The 13986-nt window shown below is 68.8% G+C and carries 15 protein-coding genes; 12 read left to right on the forward strand and 3 right to left on the reverse strand.

The features are described 5' to 3' along the window. The first annotated feature begins 259 nt into the window (after positions 1-259). The 8 genes from map (at position 260) to truA (ending at position 5869) form a co-directional block, all read left to right on the forward strand. Positions 260-1096, forward strand: coding sequence for a type I methionyl aminopeptidase (gene map / locus ACPT94_RS11120; protein ID WP_360332161.1), 837 nt, complete (start codon positions 260-262; stop codon positions 1094-1096). A gap of 322 nt (positions 1097-1418) precedes the next feature. Further along, a complete protein-coding gene (gene infA, locus ACPT94_RS11125; RefSeq protein WP_003948620.1) occupies positions 1419-1640 on the forward strand; it encodes a translation initiation factor IF-1 in 222 nt (73 codons plus the stop codon). 71 nt (positions 1641-1711) lie between these two features. Next, positions 1712-1825, forward strand: a complete 114-nt coding sequence (gene rpmJ, locus ACPT94_RS11130; RefSeq protein ID WP_004984509.1) for a 50S ribosomal protein L36 — start codon at positions 1712-1714, stop codon at positions 1823-1825. A gap of 203 nt (positions 1826-2028) precedes the next feature. Further along, the gene (rpsM, locus tag ACPT94_RS11135; protein ID WP_055632357.1) at positions 2029-2409 is read left to right on the forward strand and encodes a 30S ribosomal protein S13; all 381 of its coding nucleotides are present in this window, start codon (positions 2029-2031) and stop codon (positions 2407-2409) included. Between the two features lie 68 nt (positions 2410-2477). Next, positions 2478-2882 (forward strand): 30S ribosomal protein S11, encoded by a 405-nt coding sequence (gene rpsK / locus ACPT94_RS11140; protein WP_010354218.1) that lies wholly within the window; start codon positions 2478-2480, stop codon positions 2880-2882. Positions 2883-3183: 301 nt separating this feature from the next. Then, complete coding sequence (locus ACPT94_RS11145) at positions 3184-4206, forward strand: DNA-directed RNA polymerase subunit alpha (RefSeq protein ID WP_003966937.1); 1023 nt, start codon at positions 3184-3186, stop codon at positions 4204-4206. A 203-nt stretch (positions 4207-4409) separates the two neighbouring features. Next, positions 4410-4925 (forward strand): 50S ribosomal protein L17, encoded by a 516-nt coding sequence (rplQ, locus tag ACPT94_RS11150; protein WP_360332164.1) that lies wholly within the window; start codon positions 4410-4412, stop codon positions 4923-4925. 86 nt (positions 4926-5011) lie between these two features. Beyond that, the gene (gene truA / locus ACPT94_RS11155) at positions 5012-5869 is read left to right on the forward strand and encodes a tRNA pseudouridine(38-40) synthase TruA (protein WP_360332167.1); all 858 of its coding nucleotides are present in this window, start codon (positions 5012-5014) and stop codon (positions 5867-5869) included. A 19-nt stretch (positions 5870-5888) separates the two neighbouring features. Here the strand turns inward: truA and ACPT94_RS11160 are convergent, their stop codons facing one another. Then, positions 5889-6764, reverse strand: coding sequence for a hypothetical protein (locus tag ACPT94_RS11160; protein WP_360332170.1), 876 nt, complete (start codon positions 6762-6764; stop codon positions 5889-5891). A gap of 441 nt (positions 6765-7205) precedes the next feature. Here ACPT94_RS11160 and rplM point away from each other — a divergent pair, with 441 nt between their 5' ends. The 3 genes from rplM to glmM all read left to right on the forward strand — a co-directional run bounded on the left by rplM (position 7206) and on the right by glmM (position 9812). Beyond that, complete coding sequence (rplM, locus tag ACPT94_RS11165) at positions 7206-7649, forward strand: 50S ribosomal protein L13 (protein ID WP_137303147.1); 444 nt, start codon at positions 7206-7208, stop codon at positions 7647-7649. A gap of 44 nt (positions 7650-7693) precedes the next feature. Next, positions 7694-8206, forward strand: a complete 513-nt coding sequence (gene rpsI / locus ACPT94_RS11170; RefSeq protein WP_146463584.1) for a 30S ribosomal protein S9 — start codon at positions 7694-7696, stop codon at positions 8204-8206. A gap of 247 nt (positions 8207-8453) precedes the next feature. Further along, positions 8454-9812 (forward strand): phosphoglucosamine mutase, encoded by a 1359-nt coding sequence (gene glmM / locus ACPT94_RS11175; RefSeq protein WP_360332174.1) that lies wholly within the window; start codon positions 8454-8456, stop codon positions 9810-9812. Positions 9813-9933: 121 nt separating this feature from the next. Here the strand turns inward: glmM and ACPT94_RS11180 are convergent, their stop codons facing one another. Beyond that, positions 9934-10866: a DUF389 domain-containing protein gene (locus tag ACPT94_RS11180; protein WP_360332176.1), complete on the reverse strand. Its 933-nt coding sequence runs from the start codon at positions 10864-10866 to the stop codon at positions 9934-9936. 16 nt (positions 10867-10882) lie between these two features. After that, positions 10883-11851, reverse strand: a complete 969-nt coding sequence (gene coaA / locus ACPT94_RS11185; protein WP_360332178.1) for a type I pantothenate kinase — start codon at positions 11849-11851, stop codon at positions 10883-10885. 172 nt (positions 11852-12023) lie between these two features. On the opposite strand from coaA, the gene glmS reads away from it, so the two are divergent. Next, entirely contained in the window at positions 12024-13871 is a 1848-nt protein-coding gene (glmS, locus tag ACPT94_RS11190; RefSeq protein WP_360332181.1) for a glutamine--fructose-6-phosphate transaminase (isomerizing), read from the forward strand. Positions 13872-13986 lie beyond the last annotated feature (115 nt).

Below are 13986 nucleotides of genomic sequence, written 5' to 3' on the forward strand. Positions count from 1 at the left end.
GCGCGACGTCCGGGTCTTCATGCTCCAGATTGCTCTCCGCCTGGGCGTAGCGGGTGGAGAGGTCCGGACGGCGGGCGATTTCGATCTCCTTGGCCCAGTCCCGGCCGAGCGCCTTCGTCGTCGAGAAGACCATCGACGACGGCGGTACGCCATGGTGCCGTGCTGGAACGGCGGCGGCGCCTGGCCGTTTCGGCGTACGTCTGTACGTACGCGTATCCTGGAGCGCCGCGATACCAGTGGCCAGGAGGCGCAACCCATCATGGTGCAGATCAAGACCCCCGAGCAGATCGCGAAGATGCGTGCGGCGGGGCTTGTCGTCGCCGCCATCCACGCGGCGACGCGGGAAGCGGCGGTGCCGGGGGCGACGACGAAGGACCTGGACGAGGTCGCCCGCAAGGTCCTGGCGGAGCACGGCGCGAAGTCGAACTTCCTCGGCTACGGCGGCTTCCCCGCGACGATCTGCACCTCCGTGAACGACGTGGTGGTCCACGGCATCCCCTCCGAGGAGGTCGTCCTCAAGGACGGGGACATCATCTCCATCGACTGCGGCGCGATCGTCGACGGCTGGCACGGCGACGCCGCCTACACCGCCTTCGTCGGCTCCGGTCACGCCCCGGAGCTGATCGAGCTCTCCCGGGTGACCGAGGAGTCGATGTGGGCCGGCATCGCGGCCATGAAGCAGGGCAACCGGCTCGTCGACGTCTCCCGTGCCATCGAGACGTACATCCGCCGCCAGCCGAAGCCCGGCGGCGGCCGCTACGGCATCGTCGAGGACTACGGCGGCCACGGCATCGGCACCGAGATGCACATGGACCCCCACCTGCTGAACTACGTCGACCGCCGCCGCGGCAAGGGCCCGCGGCTGGTCCCCGGCTTCTGCCTGGCCATCGAGCCGATGGTGTCCCTGGGCACCCCCAAGACGGAGGTCCTGGAGGACGACTGGACCGTCATCACGACGGACGGCACCTGGTCCTCGCACTGGGAGCACTCGGTCGCGCTGACCGAAGAGGGCCCGCTGGTGCTGACGGCGCCCGACGGGGGCAAGGCGAAGCTGGCGGAGCACGGGATCGAGGCGGCACCGGACCCGCTGGGCTGACGGCCTGCGCCACCGCCGCCGGTCGGAGGCCGGCGCAGCTGTGCCTCGGCTGGTCGGGTGGGGAGGGCGACGCCGGTCAGGGGTGCGAGGAACTGCGCGACCGGCCGTCGGCGGCCCGCACTCGCACGACCACGGAACTCGGCGGGCGCCTTTGCTTAATGATCTCCCCGATGGGGCAGGCTTTCCCGATTCGTGTTTCTGGGTGCGCTGACGTAGACTGACTCGTCGGCTCTTGTGCACCCGCATGTCTGCATGCGCTCGCTGATTACCCCAGCGGGAAAGCCCGGGAGTCGATCAAGGTAGTCGATTCGAAGGGCGAAGCGTGGCCAAGAAGCAAGGTGCCATCGAGATCGAGGGCACTGTCGTCGAGTCTCTGCCGAACGCCATGTTCAAGGTCGAGCTCCAGAACGGCCACCAGGTCCTGGCACACATCAGCGGCAAGATGCGTATGCACTACATCCGCATCCTCCCTGACGACCGGGTCGTGGTGGAGCTGTCTCCGTACGACCTGACGCGTGGCCGGATCGTTTACCGCTACAAGTAGATCTTGCCCATGCCCCGTGCCCTCCCTGTGCACGGGGTTGCCGGCAACTGACCCGGAGAACCTCACATCCCATGAAGGTCAAGCCGAGCGTCAAGAAGATCTGCGACAAGTGCAGGGTGATCCGCCGTCACGGCCGGGTCATGATCATTTGCGAGAACCCGCGCCACAAGCAGCGCCAGGGCTGATCGCACAGAGATCACAACCCTCTGCATCGATATCGCAGAGACTTCGCGCGACGCGAGCTGAATATGTTCATACGCAGGACCCAGGCGGGGTTTCTTCTTGCCTGACACCCCCGGTTCGGAGGCCGGGGACCCAGTTCGTACCTGGTACGGCGGCTGGGAACCGGTTCTGTGGAAGACCTCCGAAGATCACCAGGAGCCATTGAATGGCACGCGTTTCCGGTGTTGACATCCCGCGCGACAAGCGCGTGGAGGTCGCCCTCACCTACGTGTTCGGCATCGGCCGGACCCTCTCGCAGGAGACGCTGGCTGCGACCGGCGTCGACCCGAACACCCGCGTTCGCGACCTGACCGAAGAGCAGCTGGTCGCCATCCGCGAGTACGTCGACAACAACATCAAGACCGAGGGTGACCTCCGTCGCGAGATCCAGGCCGACATCCGCCGCAAGGTCGAGATCGGCTGCTACCAGGGTCTGCGTCACCGTCGCGGTCTGCCCGTCCGCGGTCAGCGCACCAGCACCAACGCCCGCACCCGCAAGGGCCCGCGTCGCGCCATCGCCGGCAAGAAGAAGCCGGGCAAGAAGTAGTCCGCAGCGGACTCGCCGTCCAGCGGTCTTCGCTGTAGGACCGACCACCTCCCCGTAGGAGTTAGTAGATGCCCCCCAAGGGACGTCAGGGCGCTGCCAAGAAGGTGCGCCGCAAGGAAAAGAAGAACGTCGCGCACGGCCAGGCGCACATCAAGAGCACGTTCAACAACACGATCGTGTCCATCACGGACCCGGCCGGCAACGTGATCTCGTGGGCCTCCGCCGGCCACGTCGGCTTCAAGGGTTCCCGCAAGTCCACGCCGTTCGCCGCGCAGATGGCCGCCGAGTCGGCTGCCCGCCGCGCCCAGGAGCACGGCATGCGCAAGGTCGACGTCTTCGTCAAGGGCCCGGGCGCCGGTCGTGAGACCGCGATCCGTTCCCTGCAGGCCACGGGCCTCGAGGTCGGCTCCATCCAGGACGTCACCCCGACCCCGCACAACGGCTGCCGTCCGCCGAAGCGTCGTCGCGTCTGACGCACCGGCTCACGACGGCTCGGCTTCCGGCTGGGGGTGTGGGGGTTATCCCCCACATGTCGCAGTACGGCTGCCGTCCGCCGAAGCGTCGTCGCGTCTGACGCCAGCGCTTGAAGGACTTGCTGTGGCTCCGGGCTTTTCGGCCGGGGGTGTGGGGGTTGCCCCCCACTGATAGCAGTCGGGCGGTACGGCTCTTTCGGGTCGTGCCGCCCGTACCCTTGCAGTACCCGTACCTCTCAGGGTGCGGTTTCCGTCGGACGTCAAATAGCGGGCGTCCACGAATGAAGGATCTGATCACCACATGCTGATCGCTCAGCGTCCCTCGTTGACCGAAGAGGTCGTCGACGAGTTCCGCTCCCGGTTCGTGATCGAGCCGCTGGAGCCGGGCTTCGGTTACACCCTCGGCAACTCCCTGCGCCGGACCCTGCTGTCCTCCATCCCCGGTGCGGCTGTCACCAGCATCCGCATCGACGGTGTCCTGCACGAGTTCACCACCGTGCCGGGCGTCAAGGAGGACGTCACCGACCTGATCCTCAACATCAAGCAGCTGGTCGTCTCCTCGGAGCACGACGAGCCGGTCGTGATGTACCTGCGCAAGCAGGGCCCGGGTCTGGTCACCGCCGCCGACATCGCGCCCCCGGCCGGTGTCGAGGTGCACAACCCCGACCTCGTCCTCGCCACGCTCAACGGCAAGGGCAAGCTGGAGATGGAGCTGACCGTCGAGCGCGGTCGCGGTTACGTCTCCGCCGTGCAGAACAAGCAGGTGGGTCAGGAGATCGGCCGTATCCCGGTCGACTCGATCTACTCGCCGGTTCTCAAGGTCACGTACAAGGTCGAGGCCACGCGTGTCGAGCAGCGCACCGACTTCGACAAGCTGATCGTCGACGTCGAGACCAAGCAGGCGATGCGTCCGCGTGACGCCATGGCCTCCGCCGGCAAGACCCTGGTCGAGCTGTTCGGTCTCGCCCGCGAGCTCAACATCGACGCCGAGGGCATCGACATGGGCCCGTCCCCCACGGACGCCGCCCTTGCCGCCGACCTGGCGCTGCCGATCGAGGAGCTCGAGCTCACCGTTCGGTCGTACAACTGCCTCAAGCGTGAGGGCATCCACTCCGTGGGTGAGCTCGTCGCTCGCTCCGAGGCCGACCTCCTGGACATCCGTAACTTCGGTGCGAAGTCCATCGACGAGGTCAAGGCGAAGCTGGCCGGCATGGGCCTGGCCCTGAAGGACAGCCCGCCCGGATTCGACCCGACCGCCGCGGCGGACGCCTTCGGCGCGGACGACGACGCGGACGCCGGCTTCGTGGAGACCGAGCAGTACTGAGCGCTCCGCGGGGAGGCCGTACTGCGTCTGCGGGCCGGTTGCGGCTGGTCGCGCCCACGCGGCGGAGCCGCATACCGATACAGCCCCGCGCCTTCCGGGAGCGCCCCTTCGGGGCTGCTCCCGGATCTCCGACGGGCAACCGCCCGCTCGGATACTGACCCCGGTACCTGACACGGCCGGGGCAGACACACAGGAGAAGAACAATGCCGAAGCCCACCAAGGGTGCCCGTCTGGGCGGCAGTGCCGCGCACGAGAAGCTGCTCCTCGCGAACCTCGCGAAGGCGCTCTTCGAGCACGGTCGTATCACCACCACCGAGGCGAAGGCCCGCCGTCTGCGGCCGTACGCCGAGCGTCTGGTGACCAAGGCGAAGAAGGGCGACCTTCACAACCGCCGTCAGGTGCTCCAGGTCATCACGGACAAGAGCGTCGTCCACACGCTCTTCACCGAGATCGGCCCGCGCTACGAGAACCGTCCGGGTGGCTACACCCGCATCACCAAGATCGGTAACCGCCGTGGCGACAACGCGCCCATGGCCGTCATCGAGCTGGTCGAGGCGCTGACGGTGGCGCAGCAGGCGACCGGTGAGGCCGAGGCCGCGACGAAGCGTGCGGTCAAGGAGGCCGAGGAGGCCAAGGTCGAGGAGACCAAGGCCGAGGAGACCCCGGTCGAGGACGCCAAGGCCGACGAGGCTCCCGCCGAGGAGTCCAAGGACGCCTGAGGCTCTGCCTCGCAGTGAACGGGTCCGCCCTTCGGGGCGGGCCCGTTCCACGTTTTCGTAGCGGACAGTGCTGAGAGGATCCAGGGGTGAGTGACGAAGTACAGCCCGGGTTCGTGCGGGTGCGGCTGGATCTTTCCTACGACGGGACCGAGTTCTCCGGGTGGGCCAAGCAGGCCGGGGGACGGCGGACCGTGCAGGGGGAGATCGAGGACGCCCTGCGGACCGTCACCCGGTCCAGGGAGACGTACGAGCTGACCGTGGCCGGGCGGACGGACGCCGGGGTGCACGCGCGGGGGCAGGTCGCCCATGTCGATCTGCCGGAGACGGTCTGGCGTGAGCACCACGAGAAGCTGCTGAAGCGCCTCGCCGGGCGGCTGCCCAGGGACGTGCGGGTCTGGGCGCTCAGGGAGGCGCCCAGCGGCTTCAACGCGCGGTTCTCGGCGGTCTGGCGGCGGTACGCGTACCGGGTCACCGACAACCCCGGCGGGGTCGATCCGCTGCTGCGCAACCACGTCCTCTGGCACGACTGGCCCCTCGACGTCGACGCCATGAACGAGGCGGCCCGGCGGCTGCTCGGCGAGCACGACTTCGCCGCCTACTGCAAGCGGCGGGAGGGGGCGACCACCATTCGCACGCTGCAGCAGCTGAGCCTGGAGAAGGGCGCCGACGGCATCATCACCGCCACCGTGCGGGCCGACGCCTTCTGCCACAACATGGTGCGCTCGCTCATCGGGGCGCTGCTGTTCGTGGGGGACGGGCACCGCCCCCCGGACTGGCCGGGGAAGGTGCTCGCCGCGGGCGTACGGGACTCGGCGGTGCACGTCGTACGGCCGCACGGGCTGACGCTGGAGGAGGTCGGCTACCCGGCCGACGAGCTGCTGGCCGCCCGCAACAAGGAGGCGCGGAACAAGCGGACGCTGCCCGGTGCGGCCGGGTGCTGCTGACGCCGGACGGCCTCCGGGATCACTGGCTCGCCGCGGCCGACGCCTGAGTCTCGCCGCGGCGGCGGATCTGCGTGAACGCGAACTCGGCGAGGTCGTCACCGGTGGTGAAGACCTGCGTGTCCTTCGTGGTCACGTCCTTGCCGTTGGTGAAGCCGGCGATGGTGAAGTAGGCGTAGCGGCCGTAGGAGTTGGTCGTCGAGCGGCAGACGGCGCCGTTGCAGAAGGCCTTGACGCCGTTGCCGGCGAGGGCCTTCACGAAGCTGTTCTTGTCGGCCTGCTCCTTGGCCTTGAGGGCCTGCGCCTCGGTGTCGAAGACGGCCACGCCGACCGTCACCGCGATGCCGTCCCTGGTGTACGTGACGCGCATCAGGCGGGTGCAGTCGTTGGCGGTCAGGACCTTGGGCAGGCTGCCCTGGACGCCGGTGGAGCAGTTCGTGGTGTCGGCCTTCGCGGCCTTCTTGTAGACGGCCGACTCCATCGTCAGCTGTGTGCCCGGGAAGAGCAGGTCCGGGCCGTTGGGCGCGGTGTCCTTGTTCTTGCTGGAGACGAACTCCTTCGGGTCCAGCGGCGGCGGGGCGCTGGTCGGGGCGAAGGAGGGGGTGGAGGACGCGCTGGGCAGGTCGGCGGACGCGGGCAGCGAGGAGGTCGGACGGTTCGTCTTGTCGTCGCCGTCCGCCGACACCACGGCCATGGCGACGGCGGCGCCGATCCCGATCGTCGCGAGCGCGCCCCCGCCTATGAACAGCAGCCGACGGCGTTTGTTACGCGTCTCGGACGCCTCGGCCAGCGCGGCCCAGTCCGGCGTCTGGTCCGTGGCGCCGCTGCTCCACGGCTGCTGGGAGTTCGGTTTCCACGGATCCCACTGGGACTGAGGTCCCCCCTGCCCATAGCTCATGGGCCGCATCTTAGACGTGGCAAGCGCTGTGCTGTTCCGTCTCGGCCAACGCCGGAGCCCCTCGCGTTCCAGGGATGAGTGCGGGCAAACATCGCATCTCCGGGTGCTTGGTGCGGCGTTCTCCCTGGCCGCGGTGGTGGGGGCGTGCGGCGGCGTCCGTCCGTGCGGGCGGTCCGTGTGGCGCGGGCCACCTCAGCTGCGGACATCCTCCGCCGCGGTCGGGGCGGACCCGTTTTGACCCGGCCCCGGCGGCGCGGGTATCCTGCATCTTCGTTGTGTATTGGCTTGCTCATTCTCACGGGACGGGCCCTTACACCGGTCCACCGGGCCGATGACCAGCGACCAGCACGCGGTTTGCGTCACCGCAGTGCGGTCTGGGCTGTCGTGATCGTCTTCGGTGACCTTGTCAGGACCACTCACTCGAAGCGAAGGCTACGAACCGTGCGTACGTACAGCCCCAAGCCCGGCGATGTGACGCGCCAGTGGCACGTCATCGACGCTCAGGACGTTGTCCTGGGCCGTCTCGCCAGCACTGCCGCCTCCATCCTGCGCGGCAAGCACAAGCCGATCTACGCCCCTCACGTCGACACCGGTGACTTCGTCATCATCATCAACGCCGACAAGGTGCACCTGTCCGGCAACAAGCGGACCCAGAAGATGGCGTACCGCCACTCCGGCTACCCGGGTGGTCTGCGCTCCGTCCGTTACGACGAGCTGCTCGACAAGAACCCGGAGAAGGCCATCGAGAAGGCCGTCAAGGGCATGCTCCCGAAGAACTCGCTGGGCCGTCAGATGCTCTCGAAGCTGAAGGTCTACAAGGGTGACCAGCACCCGCACGGCGCGCAGCAGCCGCAGCCGTTCGAGATCACCCAGGTCGCGCAGTAACACCGGCCAGACCAAACCAAGCCAAGAGAATCTGAGGAATCACCGTGGCCGAGACCACTGCCGAGCAGCCGCTCGAAGAGCTTGACATCGACAGCTACACCACCGAGTCCGAGGTCCCCGTCGAGGGCGAGTACACCTCGGAGTCCCTGGCCTCCCGCTTCGGCGAGCCCCAGCCGGCCGCCGGCCTGGGCCGCCGCAAGAACGCCATCGCCCGCGTCCGGATCGTCCCGGGCACCGGCAAGTGGAAGATCAACGGTCGCACCCTCGAGGACTACTTCCCGAACAAGGTGCACCAGCAGGAAGTCAACGAGCCGTTCAAGGTTCTCGAGCTCGAGGGCCGTTACGACGTCGTCGCCCGCATCGCCGGTGGCGGTGTCTCCGGTCAGGCCGGTGCGCTCCGTCTCGGTGTCGCCCGCGCGCTGAACGAGGCGGACGTCGACAACAACCGCGGTCCGCTGAAGAAGGCCGGCTTCCTCCGCCGCGACGACCGCGCGGTCGAGCGGAAGAAGGCCGGTCTGAAGAAGGCCCGCAAGGCTCCGCAGTACAGCAAGCGCTAAGCCTCGCTGCCTGCTCGTACGTCGCGGGCCTGATCGCTCGAACGTCGTACTCCGAACGCCCCGGCGGCACGCCACAGTGCCGTCGGGGCGTTCGTTTTCTCGCAGTCGTGGGCGTATAACGGCACAAGGTGCTCAAAGGCTTGTGTGATCGGATGTTCAGGGCATCAAATGCCTGGATGCGGGAGCCGCCGCTGATCAACCGACGCGCCGCACGGCTTTCGAAACTGACGCTTCCTCAGGAGGACAAGTGGGACGACTCTTCGGCACGGACGGCGTGCGCGGTGTCGCCAACGCGGATCTGACGGCCGAGATGGCGCTCGGTCTGTCCGTGGCGGCGGCGCATGTGCTGGCCGAGGCGGGCACCTTCGCGGGCCACCGGCCGGTGGCGGTCGTGGGACGGGACCCGCGCGCGTCCGGGGAGTTCCTGGAGGCGGCCGTGGTGGCGGGCCTGGCGAGCGCCGGCGTGGACGTGCTGAAGGTCGGTGTGCTGCCCACCCCGGCCGTCGCGTACCTGACCGGCGCGCTCGGCGCCGACCTCGGCGTGATGCTCTCCGCCAGCCACAACGCCATGCCCGACAACGGCATCAAGTTCTTCGCCCGCGGCGGCCACAAGCTCGCCGACGAGCTCGAGGACAAGATCGAGACGGTCTACGACGAGCACCGGCACGGTGAGCCGTGGGAGCGGCCGACCGGCGCGGCCGTCGGACGCGTGCGCTCGTACGACGAGGGGTTCGACCGGTACGTCGCCCACCTCATCGCCGTCCTGCCGAACCGGCTCGACGGGCTGAAGATCGTCCTCGACGAGGCGCACGGCGCTGCCGCCCGGGTCTCGCCGGAGGCGTTCACGCGGGCCGGCGCGGAGATCGTCACCATCGGTGCGTCGCCGGACGGGCTCAACATCAACGACGGCTGCGGCTCCACGCATCTGGAGAAGCTGAAGGCCGCCGTCGTCGAGCACGGGGCCGACTTCGGCATCGCGCACGACGGTGACGCGGACCGCTGTCTCGCCGTGGACCACACCGGCGAGGAGATCGACGGCGACCAGATTCTGTCCGTGCTCGCGCTGGCGATGCGGGAGCGGGGCGTGCTGCGCTCGGACACCGTGGTCGCGACCGTCATGTCCAACCTCGGCTTCAAGCTGGCCATGGAGCGGGAGGGGATCCAGCTCGTCCAGGCCGCCGTCGGCGACCGGTATGTGCTGGAGGAGATGAAGCAGCACGGGTACGCGCTCGGCGGTGAGCAGTCCGGGCACGTGATCATCCTCGATCACGCGACCACGGGTGACGGCACCCTGACGGGGCTCATGCTGGCGGCGCGCGTCGCTGAGACGGGGCGGTCCCTGCGGGAGCTGGCCTCCGTGATGGAGCGGCTGCCTCAGGTGCTGATCAATGTGCCCGACGTCGACAAGGCCCGTGTCGGGGACTCGGCCGAGCTGGCGTCTGCCGTCGGCGAGGCGGAGCAGGAGCTTGGCTCCACCGGGCGGGTTCTGCTTCGGCCGTCGGGGACCGAGCCGTTGGTGCGGGTGATGGTCGAGGCTGCCGACATCGACCAGGCTCGTTCTGTTGCCGGGCGGTTGGCCGACGCCGTGAAGTCCGCGCTGGGTTAGGAGCAGGGCCGGGCTCGGGCTCGGGGTTCTGTGCGTCGTGGGCCGCGGGTTCGTCGTGTTCCTCGCGGCCACGCGGCGGAGCCGCACATGAGCACAGCCCCCGCCGCTGAGGGGCGCTGTCCTAGCGCCCCTTGGCGCGTTGCCGTCTCCAGAGCCACTTCTGGAGCAGCAACGTCGATGTGCCTGCCAGGATGATGCCCAGGAGGTTCAGCAGAAGCTGTTCCGAGGAGCGCAGGGTCTGGTTGGTGTCCGCGTAGATCAGGGCCACGGCCGCGTTGGCGGCGGCCGGGACCGTGGTCACCGAGATGGCCACGCCGACCAGGGCACCCGACTTCGCCGAGGTGAGGGAGAGGGTGCCGGCGGCTCCGGCCAGGACCGCCACGACGAAGGAGAACCAGTCGGGGGCGTAGATGAAGCCCGTGTTCGGTCGGTCCGCCTCCAGTTGCTCCTTGGTGAAGAGGCCCACGGCGTCCATGAAGAGGCTGAAGCCCGCCGTCACCGCCATCGCCACCGCGAAGCCCACCAGCAGGGCGATCAGGGAGCGCAGGGCCAGACGCGGGGACCGCTGCACCACCGCGGTGCAGATGCCGGCCAGCGGGCCGAACTCGGGGCCCACCGCCATGGCCCCGACGATCAGGATCGCGTTGTCGAGCACCACGCCGCAGGCCGCGATCATCGTCGCCAGGGTGATGAACGCGACATAGGTGACGGAGAGGGTCGACTCCTCGTGGGTCGCGTCCGTCAGGTGCTCCCACAGGACCGCGTCGGCGCCCTCTCCCGGCGCCTCGGCCTCGGCCTTGTCGGCGCGCCTGGACAGCGACAGGTCGATGTTCTCGACGGCGATCGAGCCGCTCTTGTCCAGGTCCAAGTGCTGCAGACCGGTGAGGAGTTCGTCGCCCGCCTCCCTGGCCACGTCGCACAGGACGACGTCACCGGCCGGGTTGCGGGCGGCGCCCGGCAGCACCACCAGGTGGGTGGTGCCCACGGTGTTCTCGATCAGGCGGACCACGTCGTCGGTCTTCTCCGGCGGTGTGATCAGGCGCAGGTGCAGCATGGGGGCAGGGTAGCCGTCACAGTTTGCGCAGGCTCAGCCGCTGCACCTTGTGATCCGGGCCCTTGCGGACGACCAGGGTGGCGCGGCCGCGGGTGGGGGCGATGTTCTCGACCAGGTTGGGCTTGTTGATGGTGCGCCAGAGGGTGCGGGCGTAGGCGAGGGCCTCGTCCTCGGACACCTGGGTGTACTTCCTGAAGTACGAGTCCGGGTTCTGGAAGGCGGTCTGGCGCAGCTTCTTGAACCGGTTGAGGTACCAGCGCTCGATGTCCTCGGCGCTCGCGTCGACGTACACGCTGAAGTCGAAGTAGTCGGCGAGGCCGACGCGGGTGCGGCCGTCCTTGCCGGGGAGGGCGGGCTGGAGGACGTTCAGGCCCTCGACGATCAGGATGTCGGGGCGGCGGACCGTGAGCCGCTGGTCGGGGACGATGTCGTAGATCAGGTGGGAGTAGACGGGGGCCGTCACCTCGTCCTTGCCGGCCTTGATGTCGGCCACGAAGCGGGTGAGTGCGCGCCGGTCGTAGGACTCGGGGAAACCTTTCCGCGACATCAGGCCGCGGGCTTCCAGTTCCTTGGTGGGGAGCAGGAAGCCGTCGGTGGTGACCAGTTCGACGCGGGGGTGTTCCGGCCAGCGGGAGAGCAGGGCCTGGAGAAGGCGGGCGACGGTGGACTTGCCCACCGCCACCGAGCCCGCGACGCCTATGACGAACGGTGTGCCGGACTGGGAACCCTGTTCGCCCAGGAAGGTGTTGAGCGCGCCTCTGAGGCCGTCGGTGGCGCCGACGTAGAGGTTGAGGAGGCGGGACAGCGGGAGGTAGATGTCCCGGACCTCGTCGAGGTCGATGACGTCGCCGAGGCCGCGGAGCTTCTCGACCTCGTCGGCGGTCAGGGGCAGCGGTGTCTTGTCGCGCAGCGCGCTCCACTCGCTGCGGGTGAGGTCGACGTAGGGAGTCGCCTCCGGCCGGTGCCGGTGGGCGCTCCGGGGCATCGGGGAGACCGGAGAGATCACAGTCCATTGTTAACGGAGTTTGAACGGGATGGCGGGTGGGGTCCGTCACGCCGGGCGGGTGCGGTTGTTGGGCTCGTACAGGCGCGGGAATTTCCGAATTCGGGCACGCGAAGGCCCTTTCGGAGCGTGATTCGGTCGTAGGCTGCCGCGCATGTGCGGAATCGTGGGATACGTGGGGTCGCAGTCGGCGCTCGAGGTCGTGATGGCCGGGCTGAAGCGACTCGAGTACCGGGGATACGACTCGGCGGGTGTCGCCGTGCCGGCGGACGGGGGGCTCGCCGCGGCGAAGAAGGCGGGCAAGCTCGTCAATCTGGAGAAGGAGCTCAGCGACCGGCCGCTGCCGACCGGGACGACGGGCATCGGGCACACGCGGTGGGCCACGCACGGTGGTCCGACGGACGCGAACGCCCACCCTCATCTCGACAACGCGGGGCGGGTCGCCGTCGTGCACAACGGGATCATCGAGAACTTCGCGGTGCTGCGGGACGAACTCGCCGAGCGCGGACACGAGTTGGTGTCCGAGACCGACACCGAGGTCGTGGCCCATCTGCTCGCCGAGGAGTTTTCCGCCACGGCCGACCTCGCGGAGGCGATGCGGCTGGTGTGCCGGCGGCTGGAGGGCGCGTTCACGCTGGTCGCGGTGCATGCGGACGAACCGGACGTGGTGGTCGGCGCGCGGCGGAACTCGCCGCTCGTGGTGGGCGTTGGAGAGGGCGAGGCCTTTCTCGCCTCGGACGTCGCCGCGTTCATCGCCCACACGCGGTCGGCGATCGAGCTGGGGCAGGACCAGGTGGTGGAGCTGCGGCGCGACGGCGTGACCGTGACCGGGTTCGACGGGCGTCCGGCGGACGTGCGGTCGTATCACGTCGACTGGGACGCGTCAGCCGCGGAAAAGGGGGGTTATGACTACTTCATGCTCAAGGAGATCGCCGAACAGCCCAAGGCGGTCGCCGATACGTTGCTGGGGCGCATCGACGCGGCCGGCTCGCTGACGCTGGACGAGGTGCGGATCCCTCCGGGGGCGCTGCGGGAGGTCGACAAGGTCGTCGTCATCGCCTGCGGTACGGCCTTCCACGCCGGGATGATCGCCAAGTACGCCATCGAGCACTGGACGCGGATCCCGTGCGAGGTGGAGCTGGCGAGCGAGTTCCGCTACCGGGATCCGATCCTGGACCCGCAGACCCTGGTGATCGCGATCTCGCAGTCCGGCGAGACCATGGACACGCTCATGGCGCTGCGGCACGCCCGTGAGCAGGGCTCCAGGGTCCTGGCGATCTGCAACACCAACGGTTCGACGATCCCGCGCGAGTCGGACGCGGTGCTGTACACGCACGCCGGGCCGGAGGTGGCCGTCGCGTCGACGAAGGCCTTCCTGACGCAGTTGGTGGCGTGTTATCTGGTCGCTCTCTATCTCGGTCAGGTGCGCGGCACCAAGTGGGGTGACGAGATCCGGGCCGTCATCCGGGACCTCGCGCAGATCTCCGGTCAGGTCGAGCGGGTGCTGGAGACCATGGAGCCGGTGCGGGAGCTGGCCCGGTCGCTCGCCCACAAGAACACCGTGCTGTTCCTCGGGCGGCATGTGGGCTACCCGGTGGCGCTGGAGGGTGCGCTGAAGCTGAAGGAGCTGGCGTACATGCACGCCGAGGGCTTCGCGGCGGGCGAGCTGAAGCACGGGCCGATCGCGCTCATCGAGGAGGATCTGCCGGTGGTCGTGGTCGTGCCGTCGCCTCGGGGGCGGTCCGTGCTGCACGACAAGATCGTGTCCAACATCCAGGAGATCCGGGCTCGGGGAGCGCGGACGATCGTGATCGCGGAGGAGGGGGACGAGGCGGTCGTGCCGTACGCCGACCACCTCGTGCGGATCCCTGTCACGCCGACGTTGCTGCAGCCGTTGGTGGCGACGGTGCCGCTGCAGGTGTTCGCGTGCGAGTTGGCTACGGCTCGGGGGAACGAGGTGGACCAGCCGCGGAACCTGGCGAAGTCCGTCACGGTGGAGTAGTTCCTCACGGGGGTGGGGCGCCTACGGGGGTGGGGGGACGGGGTGCTGTGCGGGTGCGGGTGTGTGGGGGCTGGTCGCGCCCAGGCGGCGGAGCCGCATACGGGTACAGCCCCGC

Source organism: Streptomyces aurantiaciflavus, assembly GCF_049808595.1.
Lineage (GTDB): Bacteria > Actinomycetota > Actinomycetes > Streptomycetales > Streptomycetaceae > Streptomyces.

Coding starts and splice junctions, on each gene's coding strand:
- rpsK (WP_010354218.1), top strand. CDS start 2,478: ATGCCCCCCAAGGGACGTCAGGGCGCTGCCAAGAAGGTGCGCCGCAAG.
- coaA (WP_360332178.1), bottom strand. CDS start 11,851: ATGCCCCGGAGCGCCCACCGGCACCGGCCGGAGGCGACTCCCTACGTC.
- rplQ (WP_360332164.1), top strand. CDS start 4,410: ATGCCGAAGCCCACCAAGGGTGCCCGTCTGGGCGGCAGTGCCGCGCAC.
- ACPT94_RS11160 (WP_360332170.1), bottom strand. CDS start 6,764: ATGAGCTATGGGCAGGGGGGACCTCAGTCCCAGTGGGATCCGTGGAAA.
- map (WP_360332161.1), top strand. CDS start 260: ATGGTGCAGATCAAGACCCCCGAGCAGATCGCGAAGATGCGTGCGGCG.
- ACPT94_RS11145 (WP_003966937.1), top strand. CDS start 3,184: ATGCTGATCGCTCAGCGTCCCTCGTTGACCGAAGAGGTCGTCGACGAG.
- glmS (WP_360332181.1), top strand. CDS start 12,024: ATGTGCGGAATCGTGGGATACGTGGGGTCGCAGTCGGCGCTCGAGGTC.
- rpsM (WP_055632357.1), top strand. CDS start 2,029: ATGGCACGCGTTTCCGGTGTTGACATCCCGCGCGACAAGCGCGTGGAG.
- rpmJ (WP_004984509.1), top strand. CDS start 1,712: ATGAAGGTCAAGCCGAGCGTCAAGAAGATCTGCGACAAGTGCAGGGTG.
- ACPT94_RS11180 (WP_360332176.1), bottom strand. CDS start 10,866: ATGCTGCACCTGCGCCTGATCACACCGCCGGAGAAGACCGACGACGTG.